Genomic DNA, 24835 nt, shown 5'->3' with positions numbered 1-24835 from the left:
CTGCGCAAAGCACCTTACGGCTTTCTGGGTGCGTGGCCCTTCACGACCTCCGGCGCAAACCGCACCCTCGATGCCTCCAACTTCTCCCACGTCGCGTCAGCAATATCGATGTCGAGGACATCTGCCAGCCGCACCAAGTACGTCAGCACGTCAGCCATCTCCTCGCCTGCACGCCGCTTGCGTGCCGGATCGGCAAAGTGATCTACGGCACCGTCCGCCGGAATCCACTGAAGCAACTCAGCGAGCTCCCCCACCTCGCCTACAAGCGCAAGCACCAAGGATTTCGGGTCGTGGAACTGCTCCCAGTCGCGCTCGCGCGCAAACTCCCTAAGGTTTGCCGTGAGTGCCGCGATCGAGTCGGAGTTGTCCATGATCCGACTCTCCCACAACACGACGAAGTTCGGCCCAGTCGTCGGCCGCAGATAGAGTGCTGGCATAGCGGTCCGACGGGCTTCCTTCTTCTGGATATGCCCCCTCCGCACGATCACTTCGTGCTGCCAGGGGGAAGTCCATGCAGGTTGTTCGGCACAGCGCCGCCACTCTCGCCAACTACGCGGCGGGCGACTTCTCAACGGTCGAGCACCAACTTGCCGACCTCATGAGATTCAGAGGACTGGGCGTGCCGGGAGCCAAGGAATCAGCATCGTGGCACAACAGCATTCCGCAGCTCGCTCATGTCCTGACTGATGCCGGCCTCATGGGCGTCGAGGTCATCCTCGAACATGGCCTGCCGCTCAGCAGCAAGCGGTCCGACGTGGTTCTCGCGGGCACTCATCCGCGCACCGGGGAACCCTCGTACGTCGTCGTTGAGCTCAAGCAGTGGACCAAGGCTCATCGGCACGAGGATTCGGAAACGCTCGTCGACGTCGACGGTGTCTCCTACAACCCTGTGCTCCATCCGGCACTCCAAGTAGGCGGATATGCGCGCTACTACCGCGACTTCCTGAAGGTCCTCGACGGCAAGTCCGACTCCCTCGTCGGGGCGGCGTTCCTGCACAACGCGGTCGACGCTGGGGTCGCGGACCTCTGGGCGGTTCCCCCAAGCAACGACGGGCGCATGTACACGGGCGAGCGTCGGGGAGAGTTCGTCGAGTTTCTGCAAAGCCGCCTCTCTCCGGAAAGTGGAAACGCCGCCGCAGACGCGTTCATTGGGTCTGCCGTCGCCCCGTCAAAACAACTGCTCAAGCTCGCCGCGGACGAGATTCGCGACCGTGAACAGTTTGTCTTGCTCGACGAGCAGAGAGTCGCGTTCGAGCTAGTGATGAGGGCCGTCGAAACTGCCCGTTCTTCGGACTCCAAAGAAGTCATCGTCGTGACGGGCGGACCTGGTTCAGGAAAGAGCGTGATCGCCCTTTCCTTGCTAGGCGAGTTGGCGCGCAAGGGCCGCACAGTGCTGCACGCCACGGGCTCTCGATCCTTCACGGAGACGCTGCGCAAGGTCGCCGGTCACCGGTCGCCGCAGACGAAGCAACTGTTCAAGTACTTCAACAGCTTCATGGAAGCCGAGAAGAACGGGTTGGACGTGGTGGTCCTCGACGAGGCGCACCGCATCCGCGAGAAGTCGGTCAACCGCTATACGCCCAAGGTTCTCCGAGAGACCGCCCGCGCTCAGGTGGAGGAACTTCTCGACGTCGCGCGCGTGCCGGTGTTCCTGCTAGACGAGTACCAAGTAGTGCGTCCTGGCGAGATGGGCACCGTCGCGGAGATCAAGGCCCACGCGGCCTCCCGTGGCTTCCAGGTTCGACAGGTGGATCTTGGCGCGCAGTATCGCGCGGGCGGTAGCGCAGCGTACGTCGACTGGGTCCTCCATATGCTCGGGCTCCGCGAAGGCACCACGCCACCCTGGACCAACGAGGACTCGTTCACGGTTGAGGTGGCCGACTCAGTCGAAGACCTCGAAGCCCGGCTGGTCGAGAAGATGGATGAGGGCTACTCGGCTCGGATGACCGCTGGCTACTGCTGGAAGTGGTCGAACCCCGGCGACGACGGCCTGGTCGCCGACGTGCAGATCGGAAACTGGTCACGGCCCTGGAACTCCAAGGCAGACCGTCGCATCGGCGATGCCCCTACGTCTGCGCTTTGGGCCACCGAGGAGGGGGGCTTCGGTCAGGTCGGGTGCGTCTACACGGCCCAGGGCTTCGAGTACGACTGGAATGGCGTGATCTTCGGGCCGGACCTTGTGGTTCGGGAGGGCCGGTGGGTAAGCCAGCGCCAGTTCAACAAGGACCCCGACTTCCGAAACCGCAGCGCTGTGAGCGACGCCGACTTCGACCGTCTCGTGCGGCACGTCTACAAGGTCCTGCTCACGCGGGGGATGATCGGGACGGTGCTGTACTCGACGGACGAGGAGACACTCGAGTACCTTCGAAGGCAGGTGGGCTAGCTGTTGCGTCTCATGAGGTTGGTGACGGCGGGGCCGTGAGCGAGGGATAGGCCCCCAGGCAGGATGGAAGTACCACTACGACCGTTCTGACCAAAAGGACCTATCCCTCATGCACCACGCTAATGCCCCGCTCACTGCCGAAGGCCGGCTGCGTTTGATCCAGCGTTGCCAGCACCGTCCGATCGCTCACGTCGCCGCCGAGGCGGGGGTATCGCGGGCGTGTTTGTCGAAGTGGAAATCCCGGTTCGATAGCGATGGTTTCGCCGGGCTCGCAGATCGATCTTCGGCCCCGCATGCGCGCCCCACGATCACCGCGCCCGAGGTTGTGGAGCTGATCGAGACGTGGCGGCGCGAGCATCACTGGACAGCTCGGGCGATCCGCCGCGAACTGGTCGCCCACGGCCACAACATCGCGCTGGCGACCGTGGGGCGGTGGCTGAAACGGTTGGGGATCTCAAGGTTGCGGGATCTGGACCCTGACGGGTCCACCAACCGGGTCGTGGGCACCATCACGGCACGTTTCCCCGGTCACATGGTCCACCTCGACGTGAAGAAAGTCGGCCGCATCCCCGATGGTGGTGGTCATCGTATCCACGGCCGCGGATCCGAGCAGCATCGCGCCACCGAGCGAGCCAAAGTCGCAGGCGCCAAAGCCGGCTACGTGTTCCTGCACTCGATCGTCGATGGGTACTCCCGCCTGGCCTACACCGAACACCTGGCCGACGAGAAAGCGTCGACCACGATCGGCTTCTATGCCCGCGCCCGCGCATTCTTCAAAGCGCATGGCATCGAGCGGGTCGTGACCGTCGTCACCGACAACGGAGCCAACTATCGGGCCAAAGACTTCATCCGGACCATCGCCGCGACTGCGTCCCGGCATCAATACATCCGTCCCTACACGCCCCGACACAACGGCAAAGTCGAACGCTACAACCGGATCATCGCGAACGAGTTGCTCTACGCCCGGATCTGGCTATCCGAAGCACAGCGCGCGGCCGCGATCGAGCGCTGGAACATCCACTACAACTACCATCGTGACCACACTGCCATCGGGGACCGGCCCCCAGCCTCACGACTCAAAGCCCGCGTCACCAACGTCATGAGCCAGAACAGCTAGCGGGCAGAGGGGGAATCGTGCACGGTGTTGTGCTCGAGGGCAAGCAGCAGGACCGCTCGACGGTGGTCTACAACTCGCACATCACGGTGAGCGGCATCCCGGACGAGGCGTATGAGTACATGCTGGGCTCGCGCTCGGGCGTCGAGTGGGTGATGGAGCGGTACCAGGTGAAGATCGACAAAGCCTCGCAGATCAAGAACGACCCGAACGACTGGTCGCGCGAGGTGGAGGATCCGAGGTACATCTTGGATCTGCTGGCGCGGGTGGTGAGGGTGAGCGTGGAGACTGTGCGGATTGTCGATGCACTTCCCAAGCTCAAAATCGGTGGCGCACCTTGAGACTCACAAAGCTTGGTGTGGATCGGGACCTTCCGACTGTCGTAATGCTTGGTGCTGGTGCCTCCGCAGGAGCTCGGCTGTCGGTACCCGCCCCACTAGGCCGTGTATTCGTTGACGGCGATTTCTTCGACCAATTGCAATACTTCGCAGCGAATGGAGATGACAGAAGTTTCCGTGACGATGCACGAGATTTCCTGAAGTACCTCGCTGAGCAGTATGGGCACGGTCGGCACGGACTCGAGGCAATTTTCGCCGAACTAGATGTCACCAGCCAGTTCACTGCCACGACGGACGAGATTCAACGAGGGCCGCGCCCAAAGACATATGAGAGGCGCGTGGCCCAACTCACCCGGCTCATTGTCGGATGCCTGCGGCTAAGCATCGGGGCGTCGATGGAGACAATGCCGACGTGTGACCGCCATCTTGCAGTCGCGAGACATCTCGGAGTCGGTGACGCGGTTATCTCGTTCAACTACGACCTCCTCATAGACCGCGCGATGGCCACAGGCCTAGGCCCCAAGTTCGATCCGCATCACAGCTACGGATTCACGCCCGATCGGGTCGCAGCCAACTGGTTGCCGCCACCAAAGCGTGGAGCGCCCTACAAGCACTACACTCAACTTCTCAAACCGCATGGCTCTTTGCACTGGCGGTGGCACGATAGCCAAAGCGAGATTGCTGCCAGCGAGGCCTCCGTGCCAGTCAACGAGGTGGCCCCAAATTCCGCCGCAGTACCTCAAGCGCTTCGAACGGGAACCGTTCGGGCAGGTTTGGCGGGCACCTCGAGTCCAACTCCGCGCCGCCAGAGCGCTCGTGATCGCGGGCTACTCATTGCCAACGTCGGACATCTTCACGGCCGCTGCGTTACGGCTTGAGGTGACCAACCTGGAACTCATATGCATCGCAAATCCCGATCCGATCGCTCGGGAGAGAATTCTCGGCGTCCTGCGGTCAGCACTACGCCCCCAGACTGCGGTCGTGTTCTTCGATACGTTTGCGCAACTCGCAGAGCGCATGGGCGCGCAACGCGACTCCGATTACATTGCCGATCACCAGGACTTCTCATGGCTCGACCATGAGATCGATCGGCGCATCTTTGCACTCGTACCCGAGGCCGAGGAGCGGCGCGCGCACCAATACGAGGCGTGGCGCGGCAAGTAGAAGACTCGGGTCACGGTTCACTGGTAGCAACACGACACCGTGGTTCCACCGCGATCATGCGGACCGCTCGAAGTGGCGGCCGCCAAATACTGCAAGATTCTCGTTCGGAATCAGCCGATGCCATTCTCTAGGAGGCGGCCCATGAAACTCGACAAGATCATGCTCAACGGTTACCGAAGCCTTGTGGCCACCTCCTGCAACGTCTCGCCGCCCGTTGTGGCCCTAGTGGGGCTCAATGAGACGGGCAAGACTTCGGTGCTTGCGGGTCTGGCTTGGCTAGGCCAACCAGGAGACCGGCCTCTCGCCGAGGAAGATCGCTACGTGGGCGGAATCGACACCCAGCAGGTGGTAGTCGAAGTGCGATTTGTGCTCGCGCCGCAAGAGATCGAGGACGCCGTAGCTGGTCTCGACACGAACGACAGGCCCCGCTACTTGCGATGGGGTCGGCGCGTGGATGGAACGCAGCTCGTGTCAGTCGAGCCGTCCCTAGATCGCAGTATTCCAGAACTCCCTGAACTGCTCGCGGCCTGCGACGAGGGCTTCGCAAGGGTGCGGGGCCTCAACCTCGAGGGGGATACCCGGACCGAGCTAGCAAGTCTCGAGGAGCGCGTGCGCGCGATGACGCTGACAGTGCCGACCGGGGTGAAAGCCAGCGATGTGTCCGGCGTCCGCCAGTTTGCGACGTTCCTGCGACAGGCGCGGCGGCATCCCTCGAAGCACACCGTGGTGGCCCGAAGCAAACAGGTTCAGAACGCCGAAGGGCTCGCAGCGGTCGACGAGGAGTTCGCCGATGCGCTCACGCGGCTTGTGGATCGTCTAGAAGCAACGATGCCTTCGACCATCGCAGCCGAGCGCCTTAGCAAACTTGTCCCGAGGTTTCTCCTGATGGGGGAGCAGGACCGCATTCTCCAATCACGGTACGAGTTTCCCGACGACAAGGCTCTTCAGCAGCTCGAGAAACCTCTCGCGAATCTACTCACAGCGGCAGGGGTGCCCACTGGGACGTTTCGGGCGGCGGTGCGAAGCCCATCTGAGGTCGTCCGCACCCGTTTCGAAGACGATTTTGCGAAAGGGGCGGAAGCCCTTGTGATCCGATGGGGGTCACGGGACGTTCGGCTGCACATGCGGCTTGAGCGCAACGGCGCATCAATCTCGGCTATCGAGGAAGACAGCTGCGATGGGGAATCAGCGGGCCGAGTGCCTATCGGATGGAGAAGTGAGGGCTTCCGCGCGTTTGCCGCGGCGCGCGCGTTTCTCATCGCGCACGGGGCAGATAGCAACACCGTCCTCCTTATCGACGAACCCGAGAACCACCTGCACTACGCCGCCCAAACTGTCTTAGTTGAGTCGCTCTATGACCTCGACGTCCAGAAGGTCATCTACACCACGCATTCACCGGGGTGCCTGCCGCCGGACTTGGGCACTGGCGTCCGGCTCGCTCGGTCGGGTGGAGCTGGCATCAGCAAGCTCGAGAACTCGCTTTGGGACTCCGAGCACGCGGGGTTCGACTCGCTGTTGTATGCGATGGGAGCGGAATCCGCCGCCTTTGCTCTCAACCGCATAGTTGTGATGTGCGAGGGCGAGACTGAGAATCAACTCCTGCCGTCACTTCTCCGAGCTGCATCCGGGGTCACGAAATTGCCATACGTAGTCGCCCCTGGCGTCGCTCGGACCCCGCCCGACAAATACAAGCAACTCGAAGCTCAAGGCGGAATCGTTCACTACGTCGTTGATGGTGACGAACAGGGACGGAAGTACGAGAAGGGTCTCCGCGCCGTTGGCGTTCCTTCTGCGCGTATTCACCGCCTGCCCAAAGACCATGCGCTCGAAGATCTCATTCGTTGGCCGGCCTACCGCGAAATCGTGGCGGAAGCCCTCAGCGACGGAGCGGACGGCGCTGCTTTGCGCAATCGTAAGGCCTCAGACGTGTCGCTGCCCCGCGCAAAGACCTTGGCGGACGAATTGGGTCGGCGATTGCACGGAAAATCGGTACTTGCCACCGAGATCGCCCAAAGGATCGAAGCGGACCCTGATCCTCGGTCCTGGCTCACTGCGTCTGGCGCCAAGAAACTCGCTTCAATACATGCGTCCCTCGTCCAAGCAGCGCTGGACGCCGGCATCGTCGAGCAGGGCTCCGCCAGTGGCGACGCGCCCGAGACCGAGTCTTGAGTACGCAATGGCCAGAGCTCTTCGTTGGCGATGATCCTGCGTGCTGGTCTCGTGAGCCTCGTCATGTCTCGGGCGCTCACCTCGCAGACGGCTCCAGGCCCTGGTAGGTGCACAAACGCTAATGTGGGTTCAGATGACTTCGAGTATGTGCTGCGCGGTCCGCAACCGCGCGCCGGGACGGGGGAACGGTGGCTGAGCGAGTGCCTCTATCGCGGGTTTCGAAGGAAAGGTTGTGGTCGGAGTCTGCAGGCCACTGTCAGAACCCGCGGTGCCGAGAAGACCTGCATGCACTCATGGATAACGCCTCTATAGCCGAACTCGCGCACATCATCCCAGCGAGCGCTAATGGCCCGCGTGGAGAGCAGTCCGTCAGCCTGGAAGCGAGCGCAAGGGCACAGGTTGAGAACATTCTGGTCCTATGTCCCACGTGCCACACGGTGATCGACAAAGATCCCTCGAGTTTCCCGGCCGACGAACTCAGACGCTGGAAACTCGAGAGCCAGAACCAACGAGCCGCGGCCTTCGGAGTCCCTCGGGTCAGCGACCGCGCTGCAGCCCGAGCGCTCGTGGCCCCGTTGTTCGCCGAGAATCGAAGCGTGCACGACCGATTCGCGCCATCGGGCCGGGATCACGACGACGTGCGCGCGGATCAGTGGGCGCGGAACATGGTGGGCACGATCATTCCCAACAGCGAGCGCATACGTGCTGTGGTGGACGCGAACTACCAGTTGATGACGACTGAGGAGAGGTCACTGGCGGCCGACTTCGCTCTGCACCTGCGTGATCTTCGTGCCCGCCACGTGGATGGCGATTGGACGGCGGGAGCGACCCGCTTCCCAGTTGGATTCGACTCCGTGTATGACACAGATCATGAAGAGATCGGGCTGAAGCAATGACCATTCGAGATTGGGCGCTCGCGAGGATGATAGCCCACGGCTCCGATGCGCAGGCCATGGGTCGCGCTGGGATAGAGGTCCATCGGACGAACGAACCGAGCGTGACTGTCGGCTTCCCCGAACCGGCCAACCAGCCGTTTGGATTTGAGGACCTCGAGCGCTTCCAAGATGAATTGCCGGGTCTCGAAGCCGTGGTGTTGATCAAGCGCGATCTCCAATTCGGGGTCTTCGAGGAGGGTCGCGCACGAGGCATAGCCGTCTCGGAGTTCGGGCATTTCCGGTCCTCGCTTGCCGAGTCCCACATCGGCGACTTCATCTCGCGTGAGCACGCGTATGTGCGGTCCCGCATGAGCCGTTTTCGGGAAGTCATGGGCATAGAACTAGTGGGCCTCGACGCGTGGCGGGTACTGCGCTCCAGCGCGCTGCCCGCACTCATCTTGCAGACGCACGATCGCTACGAATTCACCGATGACGAATTGTGGCTCCTGCTCGATAAGAATCGGGATATGAACCCTGACATAATGCTGATCACCAATCCGAATGCCCACGGTGTGTCCCGTCGAGTTCGCGACAGTGCAACAAGCATCGATGTCGAAGTGCTGACGCTGGACGACATGAGGTCACGATTGTCGAGGCGTTAACTGCGTGGTGCGGCTGACTTGGCCGGTCCTCGACGAGTTCGTTGCGGCTGCCAAAGAGATTGGGGAGATGGAGGTTTGGCTGTTCGGATCGGCGCTGCGCTCTGAACGGCCACGCGACCTTGATGTGGCGCTTCTTTATCAAGACCGCGAGCGGGTGATTCAACTTCGGGGACGGGCCCTGTGGGAATTTGCGGTTCCTCCAATCGACCTAATTGCGTTCACGGTTGACGAGGAACGGCACCACGAGTTCTTGCGTAGTGTTCGTGCACTGCGTCTCGTCTAGCCGCGACGCGCCGAACCGCCAGTGCTATCTGAGGGGCGCAGCGGGCGCCTGGGACTTCGCTGGCTAGAATTGAGGTGTTGTCTACCCTGGCCGTGCGCTGTCTGAGTGGGCGAGTTCTTACCGCGAACAGGGGACCAATGGTTGGGTCATGTCACCGCCGCGCGCCCGAGCCACCGGCAAGCACCCCTTCCCCCGCCACCGGGATCCCGTACTCCCGAGCCTTGCGCGCCTTGCCCGATCCGCTCCCAGGGTCCTGAGCAATCACCGCCGCCACTCCCTTCTTCACACCGGGCCACACCACCAGCCCCCGAGCCTCCGCCACCTCACGCAGCTCCCCCTTGCGCGCCTCCGGGAACCCCGTGAACACCACCAGGTCCCCCGGCTTCAGCTCCACGCCCTCGATCACCGTCGTCACCCGCGCCTGAGCCGCCGCCAGCAGCCCTCCACCTCAAGGTCCCCCAAGTCCAGCAATCCCGCCAGCTGGATCACGAACGCCCGCTCCTCGCGCGTGAGCTGGTCGTCCGCGCACACCGCGTCCACCACGCCCAGCATGTAGTGACGGTTCAGCCGGGCCACGTCGTCTGCCCCCAGCCCCAGCGTCGTCGCCATACCTTCCAACGCACGACGCTCGGGCACAGAGATCTTCCTGTCCAGCAGTACGCGGTCTAGCAGGTCCAGGTATTCATCGGCGCCGGCGACGTCGTCCACCGGGGCGAAGTGCCCCACCGCCCGCGCCAGGACGGCACTGCCGGGACGCGTCGTGCCCCTGAGCACCGGCGCCACCCCACGTGGCGGCGGCGCAGGCCACCGCAACGACTCACCCAACGCGAGCCACCCATCCCACTCGCGCCGGGACCCCGACGCCGCGATGTAGGCGGCGAGCAAACCGGCCGCGGCCTCAGCGTCGGCGAGGGCCGCGTGAGCATCCGTGAGGGGCACTCCAAGTGCGCGCAACACTCGCCCAGCTTGGCGGGCGCACCGTAGGCGCGGGCCAGGCGCATGGTGCACAGCGTCTCCTCGCGGGTGAGTGCGAGCGGCCACCCGGCGCGCGCATACTCGGCGATGAGGAAGGCGGTGTCGAAGGCGCTGTTGTGCGCGGCGAGCACCCGCCCCGCCAGCAACTCGGTGAGGTCCCCCACGACGTCCTCAAACCGGGGCGCGACGCGGGCATCGGTCGCGTCGATGTGGTGCACGTGCTGGGCGCCCAGGTCTCGTTGGGGGTTGATGAGGGTGGTCCAGGAGTGCTCGCGGTTTCCTTCTCTGTCGAGGAGGACCACGCCCACCTCGCAGATGCGGTCCGCGCCGTTGTACGCGAAGCCCGTGGTCTCCAGGTCGATGACGGCGAAGCCAGTCATGGGGGTCCCCTCCCTCAGTTGTCTTGAGCGTAGCGCGGGGGCGCGGGTTGTCCACAGGCGCGCCGAATCCGCTTCACGTGCAAGCCGATCGCGGCGCAAACCGGTGGAGCGAAGGGCAGTAGCCCTGAGAAATGGACCCGGCAGCCCTCCGGACGGTGGGCGAGCCGGGTTTCGCGCTTTCTAGAGCCGGATCCTCGCGGCTCCGAGCAGATCTGTCCCGGCACGTCGCGCCGACGCGCGCCCCGCATCACCTCATGCCGGATCAGCAATCGGGTGGCCCTGATCGCAGGACCCGCCAGCGCTAGACCGAGGTGACGACGTGCTCGAAGTAGCGAGAGTGAGTCGCGCGGGCCGACTCGAGTGAGTCGCTCACGAGGGAGACGATCTCGATGTCGGGGTTGGTGTTCTCAGCCTCGAGCCGCAAGCGTTCAGTGAACGCGTCGCGGAAGCCGTCCTCGCCCAAGTAGGAGGTGACGCGGCTTTCGCGAGTCTTGCGGTGGTACTCGATCACGAATCCAGACATGTCACTCTCCTTTCCCTTGAGACAATGATCGTACGTGTTCCTCCATCTCGGTCAAGATCGCCGAGACATCTTCGACAGTGCCTGCGGCTATCGCGGCAAGGTCCATTCCGCCCGGACGCGCCGCTTGGTAAGCACGGCGCTTCGCCACGGTCGGCTCCAACCCGAGCATCACGAAGGCCTGAGCAAGCAGCGCTCGATCGACCGGCTCTTCGCGCGCAAGTTTGCCAACAATGTCGTTCACTGCCTCAATCGCCAGTATCTCGCGGCGGGCGAGTCTCTGTACGAGTTCGACCAATGATCGATCACCCTCAGTTGAGGGGAGTGCACCGTAGCGAATCTCGCGCCCAAGCACGTCCGCGAACGACTCGTACATGTTGGCCCAGTGTCCTTGAAGCCGAGTGCGCACCTGCACCTCAAACCACGCACCGCGGGGCGAGTCGAGCCGCACCCACAGGTGCACCGCACGATAGCCGGAGTGCGCGCCGTCGCGGAGGTCATGGACAGCATCGACTCCCTGACCAAAGTGTCGCCGCAGCACGTCGGCTACACGGTCCTGTTCGGTCAACGTCATGTCAGCCTCAACACGGACTCCCGCCAGGTCCTGAATCGACGGCAGCCTATCGCTCCGACGGCGCTGGAGCTTTTCGCGCACAGTCGCCCTGATCTTGGCTCGCCCGGTAATCGACACGTTCGCCGGCGTATCGAGCACGGACGCGAGATCAAGATCACCGATGTCCCGGACTGCCGCAGCTACGAGATCGTTGGACCACGACCAAACCTCGTTGTAGTGAAGGTTCCCATACGCCGCAGCATCATCGTCGCGGATCGCGTCGCCCAACTTCTTGAGCTGGTTGAGGCTGCCAGGGCGATCCGGCAGTCGATAGATTGCGCCGCTCGGTGCGTCCATCTCGCCATCGTACGGCGGAGCCCATCACGAGACGTCCGGCCTGTGGATGACCGGTACTGGCGTCGGTGGGGTTACTCATCTACACACCAACCGGGCAAATGTCCTAGACGTCTAGCGGGCAAATGTCTTGCTGGCGGGCCGTCTCAATCGCGTATGGCGCGTGGGCCGAACTGAGCGCGGTGGTCACCTCTCCCGCCACGCACTTCCAGTCCTTGCGCGCCCGGAACCCCCGGCCTCAGGACTTCCGAGCCTGTCTCGGCGCGGGATCCTCGCGAGACGTGTCACACCTGCGGCGGAACATGGTGGTGAGCAATGTCGCTCACCCTCACCACAGGAGGTTCGCATGTCCAATCCAAACAATCGCGTTCGTGTCCACTACCGGTGCCGCGGTTCGCACGAGCCACACGAAGTCTGTATTGAACTCACGCGCGGCGTTCCGCCCGAGCTGCGATGCGCGGACGAGCAGGGCCCTGGTTTCTCGACTGGCGGAGGGGGCGGCGGGTGCATCTTGCCAAAGGACCTGCCGGAGCGGGTCAATCACACCTTGCGCCAGGATGTCGAGAAGTGGAAGCGTCTGGGGTACGTGGAGATCACGCCGTAACGGCCGCGTCCCCATCGGCCTTAGTCATCCACGCCGTTAGTCTGCAAACGTCCGACGCCCCGAGCGCGATCACGTTTGGTGGTGATCCCGTGCCTTCGCCCAGATTTGGGAGGCCTCCGAATGAACCAAGCCCCACCGTCGGCGTTGCGCTTGCACGCGACCGTCGCGCTCGCCGCCAAGTTGGGAGGGTTCACGCCCAACCCTGCCCCCGCACCCGATCCGATGCCTCTCGACGCCTGGTACGCCCACCTCATTCGCCGCCGAAAGCCTCGCGTGATGGTGATGAACGCCGCCACGCTCATGACCGTCATCGTCCCTCTCGCCCCCGCCGTGACGTTCTTCGACCGCTTGCCCGCCTACATCGCCGCTCAACTTGACGGGCTCCTCATCTCGCACGAGTTCATCCATGCTCACGTGGACCGCATCGCCGGCCGCGGTGCGGTGCTCAAGACCGCGGACCGCAGCCTGGTGGGGATCCTCAACCGGCGCCTGTACGAATTGGACTACTGGGACCCGCGCTCCGAAGGGGAATGGGAGGAAGTCGCGTTCCGATTCACGGACACCATCACCCTGTCAGTGGGCGAGCCGCACCACGGGCTCGACCGACTCTTCAATGTGGTGAACGACTGGGAGGAACGGCAGACGCGTTGACGGCCGCGCTGGGGTGCACGTCGCAGAAGCATCAGATCCCGTCGAACGCCGGCTCCATCGCCGCCACGGCCAACGGGGACAGCCCCACGGAACGCGCGACCTCACGCCACCGGGCAACCGCCCCGAGCACCTCACCCGCGATCCGTTCGGCTTCCCCAGGCCGCAATCGAAAGTCTCGAGCGACTGCCATGACACCAGCGACCGTCGCTGGCGCGTCCGACCCGTCAATCGACGTCTTGTGGTGCTGCGGACCCGGCATTGGCTCGGGGTTCAGGTCGAACGCTGGGCTGAGGCGCCACACGTCGCGACCCGCCTGATGCAAGAACCCGTGGTTGCGCAGGTGATCGTCGGTGTTGCTGATCGCCACCGAGAACAGCAGCCGACGCCACAGCTGCTCTAGGTCCGCGGATGCACGGTCCGATACCTCCTCGATCACGGCGGCGATGTCCAGGTAGGAAGCGGTGTCGCCGTCGTCGGCCTCCAGCATCGTCATCGCGGACACGTACCCCACGCGGCCCGCGTCCTCCCCCTTGCCCTGCCGGTCAAAGCGTTCCGTCACCAACACGCTCCGCCCCGCGATCTCGAGCAGCGCCGATTCCGGGACCTCGATCCCCGCCGCGGCAGCGAGCAGGAGCGCCACTCGCTCCCAGGCCATCACATCCCACGTGTCGCGGTCCGCCGAAGGAAACTTCGCGATCGCGAGGCGCCCCTCGCGGGTGAGGACGTGCGCCTTGGGGCGCGCGCCACCAAGCGACCCGCCCGCTTGCACCAACCTGTTCAGATCAGGCAGGGACACCGCATCGCGCTCAGCCTGATGGGCAAGATCCATGAGCGTCGGCAGGTCTGTCAGGAGCGGAACTCCGTCGGCCTCCGTCGCCAGGAACGGGCCGTCGGCCCGGCGGTATCGCAGGGAGCCCTGGCGCAAGTCGTCACGCACGCCGAGCAGGAAGTCGACCTCACCCAAGGAACGTGCCTGACGCTTCTCCTCACGCGCGCGCCGGGCCTCCTGCCTGACCAGCAACGTGCGACCCCACCGGTCCGGGGCACCGTCCGCGAACGCCCCGAACAGTTGGTGTCCAGCTGGCGTGTGGTGCGGTGCGGCGGACAGGGGCAACTGAGGTCCCCATGAGCACGCGTCCGGCCTGGCAAGGTAGGCGCCCTCGTAGGTAAACGACGCCGACTCCGTCCCGCGGCGACGATGCGGGTAGAGCGTGCCGACGCGAGTCGGGCCGACCTCGTCGTTCCAGACCTCAATGGGCTCGCTCATGGGGTCGCCTTGCGCCGCACACGCTGCGGAAGCGACTCATCGGCGCGCGCTCGTCCCAGGTCCGTGTCGTACGGATCCAGCGCGCTCGTGAGCAGGTCTAGCGCTCCGAGAGCGCGCGCGACCGCGAGTGTGTGGGAAAGCGAGGCACCTTCGCCCTTCTCAAGTCTGCCGACGGTCGAGACGCCCACGCCAGCGCGGTCGGCGACCTCGGCAACGGTCAGGCGCCGAAGCCGCCGCCACGTCGCGAGGTCCTCGCCGATGCGCGTGAGCCCACGCCTCACCGGCAGCGGCGCCGCGCCGGAGGGACGAGAGGGACGGGTGGCCACGGTGGCTCCTTATTAGTTCACACTTGACGTGTTAATGGCTTTAGTATGCCATATTTGACTTGTATATGGCTAGGTGAGTCACAACCGGGTCACGGCAGCACCCCTTCCCCCACCACCGGGATCCCGTACTCCCGAGCCTTGCGCGCTTTGCCCGATCCGCTCCCAGGGTCCTGAGCAATCACCGCCGCCACACCCCGCTTCACAGCAGGCCACACCACCAGCCCCCGAGCCTCCGCCACCTCACGCAGCTCCCCCTTGCGCGCCTCCGGGAACCCCGTGAACACCACCAGGTCCCCCGGCTTCAGCTCCACGCCCTCGACCACCGTCGCCACCCGCGCCTGAGCCGCCGCCAGCAGCCCTCCACCTCAAGGTCCCCCAAGTCCAGCAATCCCGCCAGCTGGATCACGAACGCCCGCTCCTCGCGCGTGAGCTGATCGTCCGCGCACACCGCGTCCACCACGCCCAGCATGTAGTGACGGTTCAGCCGGGCCACGTCGTCTGCCCCCAGCCCCAGCGTCGTCGCCATACCTTCCAACGCACGACGCTCGGGCACAGAGATCTTCCTGTCCAGCAGCACACGGTCAAGTAGGTCAAGGTATTCGTCGGCGCCGTCCACGTCGTCCACCGGGGCGAAGTGCCCCACCGCCCGCGCCAGCACGGCACTGCCGGGACGCGTCGTGCCCCTGAGCACCGGCGCCACCCCACGCGGAGGCGGCGCAGGCCACCGCAACGACTCACCCAACGCGAGCCACCCATCCCACTCGCGCCGCGACCCCGACGCCGCGATGTAGGCGGCGAGCAAACCGGCCGCAGCCTCAGCGTCGGCGAGGGCCGCGTGAGCATCCGTGAGGGGCACTCCAAGTGCGCGCAACACTCGCCCAGCTTGGCGGGCGCACCGTAGGCGCGGGCCAGGCGCATGGTGCACAGCGTCTCCTCGCGGGTGAGTGCGAGCGGCCACCCGGCGCGCGCATACTCGGCGATGAGGAAGGCGGTGTCGAAGGCGCTGTTGTGCGCGGCGAGCACCCGCCCCGCCAGCAACTCGGTGAGGTCCCCCACGACGTCCTCAAACCGGGGCGCGACGCGGGCATCGGTCGCGTCGATGTGGTGCACGTGCTGGGCGCCCAGGTCTCTTTGGGGGTTGATGAGGGTGGTCCAGGAGTGCTCGCGGTGTCCTTCTCTGTCGAGGAGGACCACGCCCACCTCGCAGATGCGGTCCGCGCCGTTGTAGGCGAAGCCCGTGGTCTCCAGGTCGATGACGGCGAAGCCTGTCACGAGTCGTCCGCGACTACCCGTCCAATGTCTTTGCCGTGGCGCCATAGGACGATGTCAATGACTCGCAGGGGCGTGACGATGTCGTCCAATCCCACCTCGGCATGAATGCGTTGAGCCCGCTTCCACAGTGCTCCATCATCTTGAGTGACCAGGTCGCGCATCACCTTCCAGTGATCGCGGGAGCCGCTGATTCCAAGCTCCGCCGCGATCACCGAGTCATAAACTGGAATCAGGCGCGGACGCTTGCGCGCGAGGAGCTTGCTCGTTCGAGTCTGACCAAAATCGTGGACTTCACGCACGACGTCCCACAATTCAGCGGCGGGGCCACCGTCGTCTAGCAACGCCGGGGCGTCGTCGTCCAACAAGGTCTTTTCTGCTGGGATCTGCTCGAGTAGCGCCGTCATGGTCGCGCTCATCTCCGGGTCGAGCAAAATTATAGCCGAGGCACCCTTCACCTCAACCGACAGCGTGGACAACGAGATCAGGTCGCCAGGCGTCACCTCGTTGATGCTCGCAGGGTCGTCCCAACGACCGCCAATCGTCTCGAAGGACGCTCCCAGATGGCGCACAGATTCGTTGGTGCGTCCGAAGTACCTCTGCACCAGGTGCACGGCCTGGAAGTACGACTCTTCTTGCAGGATCTCAGGCATCTTTGCCATGACCACTCCCCTCAGTTCCTCTCCACGGTAGTGGATGGGGGTCGAGCAAAGCGCGCGGGTCAGCGGCCTGATGTCGAATCCCATCGGACGAGCGCGTCACACCCCACCCATACCTTTGCCCCATGCGTTCGTTCCACACCGAGGCAGTCGGCAAAGCCGAGGTCCTGTGGACCCAGTACCTCTACACGGATGCGGGCGACGCGACCGAACTCGCGTGGGCCCTATCCAACGCCAGCAGTTCATATGGCCAGCGCGGCGAGCGCGACGCCGCCATTGAGTCCTGCGAACTCGCCGCACGGATCCTGCGAGACCGGATCGACCAGGGCATCGGCACCCAGCAGGACGAGTCCGACCTCCCGTTGCTGTTGAGCAATCTCGCGGGCGCCCACGGCGACGCCCACCACCCCGTGGAGCACCTCGCCACCTGGAGCGACGCCGTTCAGATGCAACGACGAGTCATGGCGACACAGCCGTGTGAAGACGACGACTGGGTTCTGGCGGGCCTCCTCGACGGGTACGCCGACGCCGCAATCGACCTTGGCTTCGAGTCCGAAGCGGGGCGGGCCCTACGGGAGGCGGAAAATCTCCTCGCTGACGTCTCCCAGCGTCGGCCGATGGCAGCGAGGGTGATCATGGACCAAGTCGAGGCGACTCGGACGAAGCTGCGGTCCCGGTGAACATGCCGGGGCGCAATCTCGCGTTGGAGGTACTGGAGCGCCTGCTGCTGGACGAGGTCAAGGTTCGCGGCAAGTGGAACGTGCTGCTTGCGCGGCGCTTCTCGCAACTGCTTGAAGCGCCGACGATCAAGTACCGCAACCGCGCGATCGAATCCGCGATGGTGATCCACGAACTGGTCGACTTGGCGCTCGAACGCTGCGATCGACTGGACGCTGCAGGAAAGTGTGCGGGCGCAGATGCGCGTGATGGTGAAGCGGGTCCTGAAGAAGTACGGGTACCCGCCAGATCTCGCGGAGGGTACGGTGGCTACTGTTTTGGAACAGGCTGAGGCGTTGAGTGGGGGTGGGCTCGATGAGCGACCACATGAGTGACACCGAATCTGCGGGCGAGGCAAACGAGGTCGACTACCTGCCGAACTTGAAAATCGCGTACTCCGAGCTCGATCGGCTGACGCTCTACTACGAGCGGCGTTTTGATGCGGTCCAGAGTAAGGCCGCACTCCTCGTTACCGGCGCGGCGGTGCTCGCCGGCCTAACGATCGGGCGCGCACCACTCACGAGCATGGGTGTCCTGCTCCCCGCCCTCGCAGCCGCCGTGCTGGGCACACTGACTCTGTGGCCACGGGTGAAGCCGAACATGTCTGCTCCAGCAGTCCGTGCCGCACTGCTGCCGCCCAACGGACCTCTTCCCAGCGAGCGCGAAGCCTTGCTCAGCGTGTATGACACACGAGCTGCCCTGCTTGAAGAGAGGGAGGAGAGTCTGAAGCGAATCGCGCCACTACTTCGATCCGGCTTCGTTCTGCTCAGCGTGTCACTGGTACCCATCATTATCGAAGCAATAGTCCTGATCGCGGTTGATTAACTGCAAGGCGACCGAAAGGGGGTGAAACGTGAGCGATAGCGAGAACGATCCGCAGACGACGACGGGTGTTCCTGATCCGAAGCCGAATCCGATGATGGTGTCGGGTCACTTGGAGGCGAGCAACAACGAGCCCGGGATCCACTTTGCCGAGCCGATGGATTCTGGTGCCGAGTACCGCGCCGTTGACAAGGAGGATTGAAATTGCCGTTCCGCTTAGGTAGCGGCCGTCGTGCGGCGAGTTGGCGGGTTGCACTTGCCGCACGACGTTCGCTGGGTGCCCAAGGCTACTCACCGCGCAGTCGAGTCCGCTGAACCCAAAAATGTCGAGCGCCGCGAGCGCACCGTAGGTACGGGCCGGAGCGGAGGTGTGATGGTAGTCCCATGCACTGCCTGCGCCCGATCTCATGCTGGTTCCGTCCGCGAGTCGGGACCGATGATGCCGCAGCCGCCGGCGAAAGGGCGCGTATGTCAGACCTTGCAGAGACAGTGGAGTGTCGAGAGAGGACATGATGCCGACAGAACATCTGAGAGAGTTGAAGGCAGTACTAGAGCGCTCTTGGCAATTCTGGCCGCCGCCGTCTCTGGATGCGCGCCCGGTGCCACACCGAGTGTCAACTCACGTGCAGTTTCTGCAATGGGTGCACGTCGCGCTCGGGGGTGCGCGGCCCGAGCGAGCCTGGGTGTCGTCGCCGCGGGTCCATAGTGACGAGGAGTCGGAGACCGACACTCAGGTTGTGGTGCTCGCGGAAGGGGTTCTCGTTCATGCCCGGCTGACTTCCACCGGCACACTGGATTCGCTCCATGTACTACCGCTGGCAGAGATCGCGTCTTACGAGATCTCTGCGGCCGCGTTCTCACGTGAGTTGCTCTTCGACGAGCGATGGGCCTTGGTGCCTCCGTCCAATCTCCAGCTTCACCTGCGCAACGGTCGCTCCCTCATTCTGAGCCGAGATCTCTTCTCCGAGCGACCCGGGGACCTGGATGCGATGATCGAAGCGATCAACGCCTGCCTCAGACCCGTGGAGCCCAGTCGTGGCTGAGGCGGGTCTCGAGCCGATCGACACCACCTTTGACGTCCGCACGGACACCCCTGCGGGCAAGGACCCCGACTCCCACAGCCCCACCCTGCGCCGTTACCACCAGCTCCTGTGGTCGAAGCCGCTACCCGACGGCACGCCGTTCACTCTCACCACCGCCACCAAGAGCCGCTACCTGCACCACGCGTCGGCGCGCGGAGAGTTCACGCTCACCAGTGACTCGGTGATCCACTCGTATCGCACCTGGTCTCGCACGGCGCCCATCATCAATCAGGTCTCCGCCGACGAACTCGACGAATTCCAGCGCCTCGGCTACACCATCGGCGGCATGATGGTCTTCCCCGGCACCCGCGTCCCCGGCGTACACACCATCAACGGCGAACGCGGCCTCAACCCCGCCATCGCCGACCGCATGGACCTCACCCTCGAGTGCATCCGCCTCCACTACGCGAGCGGCACCAGCCCCATGAGTCGCACGCTAGAGGCGTACGGCGACTTCTTTGCGTTATTCGAGGACTTCGTCGGCTACGTCGACTTCTTCTTGTTGCAGGATCTCTTGGACGACGATGGCATGGTCACCTTCTTCTTGCCCTTCACAGGCTTCGACGCCAACCCGCTGCCCGCGACGGTCAGCGGGTACCTCGCCTACCGCGACGCATCGCTCGCGTTTGTGCGGGCGCGCAACGCGCGTATTGATGCGTGGCAGAGTCAACGCCTCGAGACCTAATCGCGATCGGGGCGCCGGAGAACCCCGCGGCGCGCCACCACGACGCGCTCGACGAGCGGGCCCCTCAAGTCTCCTGAGTCAACGAGATGTGGAGCATCGACCAACTCCGCCAACGGTGATCTCGCGCGGACGGCAGGCAGTGGTCTAGCCCCAGCACCCTGGCGAGGTGAAAGGAGAGCAATAGTCGCTGTCGTGGCGTTCGGCGTAGTCGTTCATGTTCGCCGTTGGCTTGCCACAACTTGGACACAGCGAGTGGGGGCCATCGCAGGATCGGCTGTTGTGACCGTCGAGGCCGCACTTGCTACATGCCATAGAACTCATGCTAGTGCGATGGCCAACCACACACCCTCCACGCAGCCACTCCCGGCAGCGGCGAACGCGTGGGCACTCGAGCGGTCGGCGCAGACGCGCTACGCGATAAGTTCAGAGCCATGGTCGACGAAATCCGCATTCCGCACGAGGTTGTCAATCACCTGGGCTTCTATGTCTACGCATTGCGGGATCCGCGAGACGGCGATGTGTTCTACGTTGGCAAGGGCAAAGGCGACCGCATCAATGCTCACGTTCGTGAGGCGGGCAAGGACCCTCAATCCGAACGCGCCAAGCTTCAGAAGATCCATGACATTGAGCGCGCGGGGCACGATGTCGACCTGGTGCTGATCCGCCATGGCATTCCTGACGAAGCGGCCGCATTCATGGTGGAGCAGAGCGTAATCGACGGATTCGCGGCAAGCCGTCACGCCCTGACCAATCTTGTCCGCGGACACGACTCTGGCACGCTCGGCCTGGCGTCGCTTCCCGCAGTGGTCGCCCGCTACGTCGCGCCCCCCTGTCCTCCGATCGACGAGCCGGTGATCATGGTGAAGATCCAGCGAGGCTGGAGACCGGACATGACGGAAGTAGAAGTATTTGAGCAGACTCGTGGGCACTGGCGTATCTCAGAGCATGTCCGCAGGCATGCCGGTTACTGCCTTGGCGTCGCCTACGGCGTCGTGCGTGGTGCCTACCGTGTCGATTCGTGGTTCCCGTCGCAAATGCCCTGGGATGAAGGCAAGAACCGCTGGGGTTTCGAAGGGGGACCAGCCGAGGAGTTGGCGTACGCGGTCGGCACGCAGGTGCGCGGCGCGTTCCCCAACCAGGTCATGTACCGGCAGTTCCTCGCCGGGTACCCCGGGTCTTCCGGCGCCGGGGGCGATGCCGCACAGCACGCGGTTTGGGACGCGGACGGCTCGCACAACTATTGACGTGTACCGGCGCCCATGCGAAACTCATACACGCGAGGAACAGTAGTTCCGAGAAGTGAACCCGGCAGCCATCCGGACGGTTGGTGAGCCGGGTTTCGCGCTGTCTAGAGCACAATGCGCCTTGTGACGAGAGGCCCGACCTTGTCTCGATAGTGCCCGCCCTTGGTCCACGCCCACGCCGCGAGATCCGCCACCCACAGGATTGGTTCGTCTGGGCCCGCCAGGTGCAGATACTCGAAGTCAGGCGAATTCGTTGATCTACTGAAGTTGCTCAGTGCGCGATTGTCGGCCTTCTGAGCAGACTCATCGAGTTCGATGATCCAGCGCGAGACGCCGTTCTCGGAGGCCCACTGCGCGAGAGCCACCAAGACCGACTCCCGGAGCTCGGCTTCTCTCACCCTGGCGCGGCGTTCCACGATGACGATCCTGAGGTCTTCACCCATGACGCTCAGTCTGTTCAGCGCGTCCCTACGCCGTGCATCGCTCTCTTTGCGCGCATGGAAGCGTCGAGACCCCGGCGCCGCCCAAGACCTGCAGTCTTGGCGAACCTGCGCGACAACGGCCGAACGCACGACGACCGCGGCCATGCGGTAGCCCCGCTCCTTCGACTCGTCGCTGAACATCTGACTCGACACCTGAACCCCCCGTGTGGACCCGCTGAGGAGAGAGTATCCACGACGTGCGACGCGACGACCCTCGCAGCACCATTACCCAGCCAGCAACCCGTCCCCCACCACCGGGATCCCGTACTCCCGAGCCTTGCGCGCTTTGCCCGATCCGCTCCCTGGGTCCTGAGCAATCACCGCCGCCACACCCCGCTTCACAGCAGGCCACACCACCAGCCCCCGAGCCTCCGCCACCTCACGCAGTTGCGCCTTGCGCGCCTCCGGGAACCCCGTGAACACCACCAGGTCCCCCGGCTTCAGCTCCACGCCCTCGACCACCGTCGCCACCCGTGCCTGAGCCGCCGCCAGCAGACCCTCCACCTCAAGGTCAGCCAAGTCCAGTAGCCCCGCCAGTTGGATCACGAGCGCCCGCTCCTCGTGCGTGAGCTGATCGTCCGCACACGTCGCGTCCACCACGCCCAGCATGTAGTGACGGTTCAGCCGGGCCACGTCGGCGGCGCCCAGCCCCAGCGTCGTCGCCATGCCGTCCAATGCTCTGCGTTCCGGTACAGAGATCTTCCTGTCCAGCAGCACGCGGTCTAGCAGGTCCAGGTATTCGTCGGCGCCGGCGACGTCGTCCACCGGGGCGAAGTGCCCCACCGCCCGCGCCAGGACGGCACTGCCGGGACGCGTCGTGCCCCTGAGCACCGGCGCCACCCCACGCGGAGGCGGTGCCGGCCACCGCAACGACTCACCCAACGCGAGCCACCCATCCCACTCGCGCCGCGAGGCAGACGCCGCGATGTAGGCGGCGAGCAAACCGGCCGCGGCCTCAGCGTCGGCGAGGGCCGCGTGAGCCTCGTTAAGGGGCACTCCAAAGTGCGCGCAGCACTCACCCAGCTTGGCGGGCGCACCGTAGGCGCGGGCCAGGCGCATGGTGCACAGCGTCTCCTCGCGGGTGAGTGCGAGCGGCCACCCGGCGCGCGCGCTGCGCTCATTCAAGACCCGGCGATGAGGAAGGCGGTGTCGAACGCGCTGTTGTGCGCGGCGAGCACCCGCCCGGACAGCAGCTCGGTGAGGTCACCCACGACGTCCTCAAACCGGGGCGCGACGCGGGCGTCCGTCGCGTCAATGTGGTGGACATGCTGGGCGCCCAGGTCCCGCTGGGGGTTGATGAGGGTGGTCCAGGAGTGCTCGCGGCGGCCCTGGGGGTCGAGGAGCACCACGCCCACCTCGCAGATGCGGTCCGCGCCGTTGTAGGCGAATCCCGTGGTCTCCAGGTCGATGACGGCGAAGCCTGTCATGGCGGTCCCCTCACGCGTTCCACAGGAGGTCGATGGGGGCCGACGTGATCCGGTCCCCCAACGAGCCCGCGGAACTGCCGGTGTGGAGCACCACCCCCCGCACGAACCTGTCGCCCAGACGGTCACGCAGCATCGCCAGCCAGCGAGCGTCGTGCGCATTCGCTCCAGACGCCGCCTTGACTTCGATTCCGGCGATGCGCCCGTCGGGTGTGGCGAGGATGAAGTCGACCTCGGCGCCATGACGGTCCCTGTAGTGGAACAGTTCCGCAGACTCGTCACACCACCCAAGCTGCCGCCTTAGCTCGCCCGCGACCAGAGTCTCAAGCAGTGGACCTGCTCGGTCGGCGGCAAGGGAAGCTCCACTTTGAGTGCCCAGCAAGTGGGCGGCAAGCCCGGTGTCGAGCAGCGTGATCTTGGGTCTGGAGACCACTTGCTTGGTGAGATTCGTATGCCAAGCCGGGATGCGCTGAGTGAGGTAGAGAGTGTCGAGCAGGTCCAAGTAGGGGTCAAGCGTTCGGCGTGGCATTTCAAGGTCTGAGGCGACCGAGGTCACATTGAGCTCGGTTGCGGTGCGAGTGGCCACGAGTTTCAGGATGCGCGGCAACTCGGAGAGATGTCTCAGCGTCGAGACATCTTCCGCGTCCCTGGTTGTCACGCGTGTGGCGTAGCTGCCTAGCCATTGGCTGCGCCGACGCGACGTCGTGCGGCTCAGCGCCTCGGGGTATGAGCCACGCTCAACAATCTCCATATAGTCGGTCCGGTTGAGACTGGACGTGTAGCTGGCAAACGGCTTCCCGGACAAGAGGCGATCGATGAATTGCTCAACGTGGCCTATGAGCTCGCCCTGGGAGAAGCCAAACAGTTCAATGCTTTCGGCCCGGCCTGCGAGAGAGTCCTCGGTACCGGGCAGCCGCAGAAGATCCGCAGAACCAGTCAAGAGGAACCTGCCGGGTGCCTGGTCCGTGTCCACCGCTCGTTTGAGTGCGAGGTTGAGTCGAGGCGCACGCTGGACCTCATCGATCACCAAGAGTCCGTTGGGATGCTGAGCGACGAACGCAACAGGATCGGCCTCGGCGGTAAAGCGGGCGGCGTCATCATCGAGCGTGACGATGCGTCCGTTCCGCTCGCGCGCGATCGTTGCAGCGAGTGTGCTCTTGCCCACTTGCCTGGAGCCTTGGATGATCACAATCCGTGTGTCATCGAGCGCCTCGTGCACCCGAGGAGCCACGTACCTCGCGACGCTGTCAGTCATGAGGTGAGCCTACTCCTCGTCGCCGATTCGCCGCAGTTATTTCGCCGATTCGCCGCAGTTATTTCGCCGATTCGCCGCAGTGTCCCGCTGTAGTCCTCGTGCTCGTGCTTATCGTCGTGTTCGTCGTCGTCGTGCTTGTCGTCGTCAGGACATGCCCGGTGGTACCCATCTCGGTAGTGCCAGAGGTAAGGCGTACGTTGATCGTCCAGTTACTTGAAGCGAATCAGAAGAGGTTGCTCCATGGCTACTGGCCTGGACCTCCGCCTTGATGAGGCCAGCCCCGGTAATCCGTGTGCAGTGCTCATCAACACCGCTGACGATCGCAAGGTGGGCTACGTGCCTGACTGGCTGTGTTCGGATGTCCACGACTTGATTCAAGCCGGGTGGCCTTTGGCGGTCGTTGCCGAGCGGGTCAACCTTGACGCGCCCGATCACGTCAAGGTCCTGTGCCGGATCGACGCCGTCCGAAGCTAGGCGCAACGCTCCTCACCACCAGTTCGGCCAGCAACGCGGCTGTGGTCTCAGCGTCGGCGAGGGCCGCGTGAGCATCCGTGAGTGGTGCCCCGGTGTCGAACGCG

The 24835-nt window shown here is 64.4% G+C and carries 31 protein-coding genes and 3 pseudogenes; 18 read left to right on the top strand and 16 right to left on the bottom strand.

The genetic code is table 11. The annotated features are described in order from the left end of the window. Positions 1-14: 14 nt before the first annotated feature. Complete coding sequence (locus LGT36_RS12795) at positions 15-371, bottom strand: nucleotide pyrophosphohydrolase (RefSeq protein ID WP_226097382.1); 357 nt, start codon at positions 369-371, stop codon at positions 15-17. Between the two features lie 140 nt (positions 372-511). On the opposite strand from LGT36_RS12795, the gene LGT36_RS12790 reads away from it, so the two are divergent. The 8 genes from LGT36_RS12790 (at position 512) to LGT36_RS12755 (ending at position 8988) form a co-directional block, all read left to right on the top strand. Further along, entirely contained in the window at positions 512-2383 is a 1872-nt protein-coding gene (locus LGT36_RS12790) for a DUF2075 domain-containing protein (protein ID WP_226097383.1), read from the top strand. Positions 2384-2492: 109 nt separating this feature from the next. After that, positions 2493-3500, top strand: a complete 1008-nt coding sequence (locus LGT36_RS12785; RefSeq protein WP_248642104.1) for an IS481 family transposase — start codon at positions 2493-2495, stop codon at positions 3498-3500. A 17-nt stretch (positions 3501-3517) separates the two neighbouring features. Beyond that, positions 3518-3838 (top strand): type ISP restriction/modification enzyme, encoded by a 321-nt coding sequence (locus LGT36_RS12780; RefSeq protein WP_226095103.1) that lies wholly within the window; start codon positions 3518-3520, stop codon positions 3836-3838. 978 nt (positions 3839-4816) lie between these two features. Next, positions 4817-4999: a hypothetical protein gene (locus LGT36_RS12775; protein WP_226095102.1), complete on the top strand. Its 183-nt coding sequence runs from the start codon at positions 4817-4819 to the stop codon at positions 4997-4999. A gap of 141 nt (positions 5000-5140) precedes the next feature. After that, complete coding sequence (locus tag LGT36_RS12770; protein ID WP_226095101.1) at positions 5141-7168, top strand: AAA family ATPase; 2028 nt, start codon at positions 5141-5143, stop codon at positions 7166-7168. Positions 7169-7461: 293 nt separating this feature from the next. Further along, positions 7462-8064, top strand: coding sequence for an HNH endonuclease (locus tag LGT36_RS12765; protein ID WP_226095100.1), 603 nt, complete (start codon positions 7462-7464; stop codon positions 8062-8064). Positions 8065-8165: 101 nt separating this feature from the next. Continuing rightward, entirely contained in the window at positions 8166-8705 is a 540-nt protein-coding gene (locus LGT36_RS12760) for a hypothetical protein (RefSeq protein ID WP_226095099.1), read from the top strand. A 4-nt stretch (positions 8706-8709) separates the two neighbouring features. After that, positions 8710-8988 carry a hypothetical protein gene (locus tag LGT36_RS12755; RefSeq protein ID WP_226095098.1) on the top strand — a complete coding sequence of 93 codons (279 nt, stop codon included), beginning with the start codon at positions 8710-8712 and terminating at the stop codon, positions 8986-8988. A 151-nt stretch (positions 8989-9139) separates the two neighbouring features. Here the strand turns inward: LGT36_RS12755 and LGT36_RS12750 are convergent, their stop codons facing one another. The 5 genes and pseudogenes from LGT36_RS12750 to LGT36_RS12730 form a co-directional block, all read right to left on the bottom strand. Beyond that, on the bottom strand, positions 9140-9403 hold the full coding sequence (locus LGT36_RS12750; protein ID WP_248642102.1) for a BRCT domain-containing protein: 264 nt from the start codon (positions 9401-9403) through the stop codon (positions 9140-9142). Then, a complete protein-coding gene (locus LGT36_RS12745; protein ID WP_248642100.1) occupies positions 9400-9945 on the bottom strand; it encodes a hypothetical protein in 546 nt (181 codons plus the stop codon). Before LGT36_RS12745 ends, LGT36_RS12750 begins: the two co-directional genes overlap by 4 nt. Before the next feature lie 83 nt (positions 9946-10028). Next, a pseudogene (locus LGT36_RS14270) lies at positions 10029-10343 on the bottom strand (exonuclease domain-containing protein); the annotation flags it as partial. 301 nt (positions 10344-10644) lie between these two features. After that, on the bottom strand, positions 10645-10866 hold the full coding sequence (locus LGT36_RS12735) for a hypothetical protein (RefSeq protein WP_226094935.1): 222 nt from the start codon (positions 10864-10866) through the stop codon (positions 10645-10647). A 1-nt stretch (position 10867) separates the two neighbouring features. After that, positions 10868-11773, bottom strand: coding sequence for a hypothetical protein (locus LGT36_RS12730; RefSeq protein ID WP_226094934.1), 906 nt, complete (start codon positions 11771-11773; stop codon positions 10868-10870). A gap of 721 nt (positions 11774-12494) precedes the next feature. On the opposite strand from LGT36_RS12730, the gene LGT36_RS12725 reads away from it, so the two are divergent. Continuing rightward, the gene (locus LGT36_RS12725) at positions 12495-13025 is read left to right on the top strand and encodes a hypothetical protein (RefSeq protein ID WP_226094933.1); all 531 of its coding nucleotides are present in this window, start codon (positions 12495-12497) and stop codon (positions 13023-13025) included. A gap of 31 nt (positions 13026-13056) precedes the next feature. On the opposite strand, the gene LGT36_RS12720 is transcribed toward LGT36_RS12725, so the two are convergent. The 6 genes and pseudogenes from LGT36_RS12720 to LGT36_RS12700 form a co-directional block, all read right to left on the bottom strand. Further along, positions 13057-14292, bottom strand: a complete 1236-nt coding sequence (locus LGT36_RS12720; protein WP_226094931.1) for a type II toxin-antitoxin system HipA family toxin — start codon at positions 14290-14292, stop codon at positions 13057-13059. After that, a complete protein-coding gene (locus LGT36_RS12715) occupies positions 14289-14618 on the bottom strand; it encodes a helix-turn-helix domain-containing protein (RefSeq protein WP_226094929.1) in 330 nt (109 codons plus the stop codon). The genes LGT36_RS12720 and LGT36_RS12715 overlap by 4 nt, the downstream gene beginning before the upstream one ends. A gap of 89 nt (positions 14619-14707) precedes the next feature. Beyond that, a complete protein-coding gene (locus tag LGT36_RS12710; protein ID WP_248642096.1) occupies positions 14708-14929 on the bottom strand; it encodes a BRCT domain-containing protein in 222 nt (73 codons plus the stop codon). After that, a complete protein-coding gene (locus tag LGT36_RS12705; protein ID WP_248642094.1) occupies positions 14920-15492 on the bottom strand; it encodes a hypothetical protein in 573 nt (190 codons plus the stop codon). The genes LGT36_RS12710 and LGT36_RS12705 overlap by 10 nt, the downstream gene beginning before the upstream one ends. Positions 15493-15527: 35 nt before the next feature. Continuing rightward, positions 15528-15935 (bottom strand): annotated as a pseudogene (locus LGT36_RS14265) (exonuclease domain-containing protein); the annotation flags it as partial. Continuing rightward, on the bottom strand, positions 15887-16549 hold the full coding sequence (locus tag LGT36_RS12700; RefSeq protein ID WP_226094586.1) for a DUF6308 family protein: 663 nt from the start codon (positions 16547-16549) through the stop codon (positions 15887-15889). The gene LGT36_RS12700 and the pseudogene LGT36_RS14265, both read right to left, overlap by 49 nt. Positions 16550-16671: 122 nt before the next feature. Here LGT36_RS12700 and LGT36_RS12695 point away from each other — a divergent pair, with 122 nt between their 5' ends. The 8 genes and pseudogenes from LGT36_RS12695 to LGT36_RS12665 all read left to right on the top strand — a co-directional run bounded on the left by LGT36_RS12695 (position 16672) and on the right by LGT36_RS12665 (position 21096). Then, entirely contained in the window at positions 16672-17226 is a 555-nt protein-coding gene (locus LGT36_RS12695; RefSeq protein ID WP_226094587.1) for a hypothetical protein, read from the top strand. 2 nt (positions 17227-17228) lie between these two features. Beyond that, positions 17229-17408, top strand: a pseudogene (locus LGT36_RS14260) (type I restriction enzyme endonuclease domain-containing protein); the annotation flags it as partial. A 55-nt stretch (positions 17409-17463) separates the two neighbouring features. Beyond that, the gene (locus LGT36_RS14255) at positions 17464-17598 is read left to right on the top strand and encodes a type I restriction enzyme endonuclease domain-containing protein (RefSeq protein ID WP_370634260.1); all 135 of its coding nucleotides are present in this window, start codon (positions 17464-17466) and stop codon (positions 17596-17598) included. After that, the gene (locus tag LGT36_RS12685; protein ID WP_226264419.1) at positions 17591-18088 is read left to right on the top strand and encodes a hypothetical protein; all 498 of its coding nucleotides are present in this window, start codon (positions 17591-17593) and stop codon (positions 18086-18088) included. The genes LGT36_RS14255 and LGT36_RS12685 overlap by 8 nt, the downstream gene beginning before the upstream one ends. A 28-nt stretch (positions 18089-18116) precedes the next feature. After that, positions 18117-18287 (top strand): hypothetical protein, encoded by a 171-nt coding sequence (locus tag LGT36_RS12680; protein WP_226095019.1) that lies wholly within the window; start codon positions 18117-18119, stop codon positions 18285-18287. Between the two features lie 421 nt (positions 18288-18708). Beyond that, positions 18709-19128: a hypothetical protein gene (locus LGT36_RS12675; RefSeq protein ID WP_226095017.1), complete on the top strand. Its 420-nt coding sequence runs from the start codon at positions 18709-18711 to the stop codon at positions 19126-19128. After that, a complete protein-coding gene (locus LGT36_RS12670; protein ID WP_226095015.1) occupies positions 19121-19852 on the top strand; it encodes a hypothetical protein in 732 nt (243 codons plus the stop codon). Before LGT36_RS12675 ends, LGT36_RS12670 begins: the two co-directional genes overlap by 8 nt. Positions 19853-20283: 431 nt before the next feature. Next, entirely contained in the window at positions 20284-21096 is an 813-nt protein-coding gene (locus tag LGT36_RS12665) for a hypothetical protein (RefSeq protein WP_226095014.1), read from the top strand. Positions 21097-21200: 104 nt separating this feature from the next. On the opposite strand, the gene LGT36_RS12660 is transcribed toward LGT36_RS12665, so the two are convergent. From LGT36_RS12660 to LGT36_RS12645, 4 genes are all read right to left on the bottom strand, one after another. Further along, positions 21201-21539 carry a hypothetical protein gene (locus tag LGT36_RS12660; protein ID WP_226095013.1) on the bottom strand — a complete coding sequence of 113 codons (339 nt, stop codon included), beginning with the start codon at positions 21537-21539 and terminating at the stop codon, positions 21201-21203. Positions 21540-21803: 264 nt separating this feature from the next. Continuing rightward, positions 21804-22703, bottom strand: coding sequence for a hypothetical protein (locus tag LGT36_RS12655; RefSeq protein ID WP_248642092.1), 900 nt, complete (start codon positions 22701-22703; stop codon positions 21804-21806). Continuing rightward, positions 22700-23005 carry an exonuclease domain-containing protein gene (locus tag LGT36_RS12650; RefSeq protein ID WP_226094999.1) on the bottom strand — a complete coding sequence of 102 codons (306 nt, stop codon included), beginning with the start codon at positions 23003-23005 and terminating at the stop codon, positions 22700-22702. The genes LGT36_RS12655 and LGT36_RS12650 overlap by 4 nt, the downstream gene beginning before the upstream one ends. A 10-nt stretch (positions 23006-23015) precedes the next feature. Beyond that, the gene (locus LGT36_RS12645; protein ID WP_226094998.1) at positions 23016-24257 is read right to left on the bottom strand and encodes an ATP-binding protein; all 1242 of its coding nucleotides are present in this window, start codon (positions 24255-24257) and stop codon (positions 23016-23018) included. A 240-nt stretch (positions 24258-24497) separates the two neighbouring features. Between LGT36_RS12645 and LGT36_RS12640 the strand changes: the two genes are divergently transcribed. Beyond that, entirely contained in the window at positions 24498-24731 is a 234-nt protein-coding gene (locus LGT36_RS12640; RefSeq protein WP_226094997.1) for an HIRAN domain-containing protein, read from the top strand. The last annotated feature ends 104 nt before the right edge of the window (positions 24732-24835 follow it).

Origin of the sequence: Demequina sp. TMPB413, from assembly GCF_020447105.2 — a bacterium.
Lineage (GTDB): Bacteria > Actinomycetota > Actinomycetes > Actinomycetales > Demequinaceae > Demequina.
The sequence above is the reverse complement of the archived record's forward strand: the minus strand, read 5'-3'. Positions and strand labels throughout refer to the sequence as shown.

Coding starts and splice junctions, on each gene's coding strand:
- LGT36_RS12795 (WP_226097382.1), bottom strand. CDS start 371: ATGGACAACTCCGACTCGATCGCGGCACTCACGGCAAACCTTAGGGAG.
- LGT36_RS12790 (WP_226097383.1), top strand. CDS start 512: ATGCAGGTTGTTCGGCACAGCGCCGCCACTCTCGCCAACTACGCGGCG.
- LGT36_RS12785 (WP_248642104.1), top strand. CDS start 2,493: ATGCACCACGCTAATGCCCCGCTCACTGCCGAAGGCCGGCTGCGTTTG.
- LGT36_RS12770 (WP_226095101.1), top strand. CDS start 5,141: ATGAAACTCGACAAGATCATGCTCAACGGTTACCGAAGCCTTGTGGCC.
- LGT36_RS12765 (WP_226095100.1), top strand. CDS start 7,462: ATGGATAACGCCTCTATAGCCGAACTCGCGCACATCATCCCAGCGAGC.
- LGT36_RS12735 (WP_226094935.1), bottom strand. CDS start 10,866: ATGTCTGGATTCGTGATCGAGTACCACCGCAAGACTCGCGAAAGCCGC.
- LGT36_RS12730 (WP_226094934.1), bottom strand. CDS start 11,773: ATGGACGCACCGAGCGGCGCAATCTATCGACTGCCGGATCGCCCTGGC.
- LGT36_RS12725 (WP_226094933.1), top strand. CDS start 12,495: ATGAACCAAGCCCCACCGTCGGCGTTGCGCTTGCACGCGACCGTCGCG.
- LGT36_RS12720 (WP_226094931.1), bottom strand. CDS start 14,292: ATGAGCGAGCCCATTGAGGTCTGGAACGACGAGGTCGGCCCGACTCGC.
- LGT36_RS12700 (WP_226094586.1), bottom strand. CDS start 16,549: ATGGCAAAGATGCCTGAGATCCTGCAAGAAGAGTCGTACTTCCAGGCC.
- LGT36_RS12695 (WP_226094587.1), top strand. CDS start 16,672: ATGCGTTCGTTCCACACCGAGGCAGTCGGCAAAGCCGAGGTCCTGTGG.
- LGT36_RS14255 (WP_370634260.1), top strand. CDS start 17,464: ATGCGCGTGATGGTGAAGCGGGTCCTGAAGAAGTACGGGTACCCGCCA.
- LGT36_RS12685 (WP_226264419.1), top strand. CDS start 17,591: ATGAGTGACACCGAATCTGCGGGCGAGGCAAACGAGGTCGACTACCTG.
- LGT36_RS12665 (WP_226095014.1), top strand. CDS start 20,284: ATGGTCGACGAAATCCGCATTCCGCACGAGGTTGTCAATCACCTGGGC.
- LGT36_RS12660 (WP_226095013.1), bottom strand. CDS start 21,539: ATGGGTGAAGACCTCAGGATCGTCATCGTGGAACGCCGCGCCAGGGTG.
- LGT36_RS12650 (WP_226094999.1), bottom strand. CDS start 23,005: ATGACAGGCTTCGCCGTCATCGACCTGGAGACCACGGGATTCGCCTAC.
- LGT36_RS12645 (WP_226094998.1), bottom strand. CDS start 24,257: ATGACTGACAGCGTCGCGAGGTACGTGGCTCCTCGGGTGCACGAGGCG.
- LGT36_RS12640 (WP_226094997.1), top strand. CDS start 24,498: ATGGCTACTGGCCTGGACCTCCGCCTTGATGAGGCCAGCCCCGGTAAT.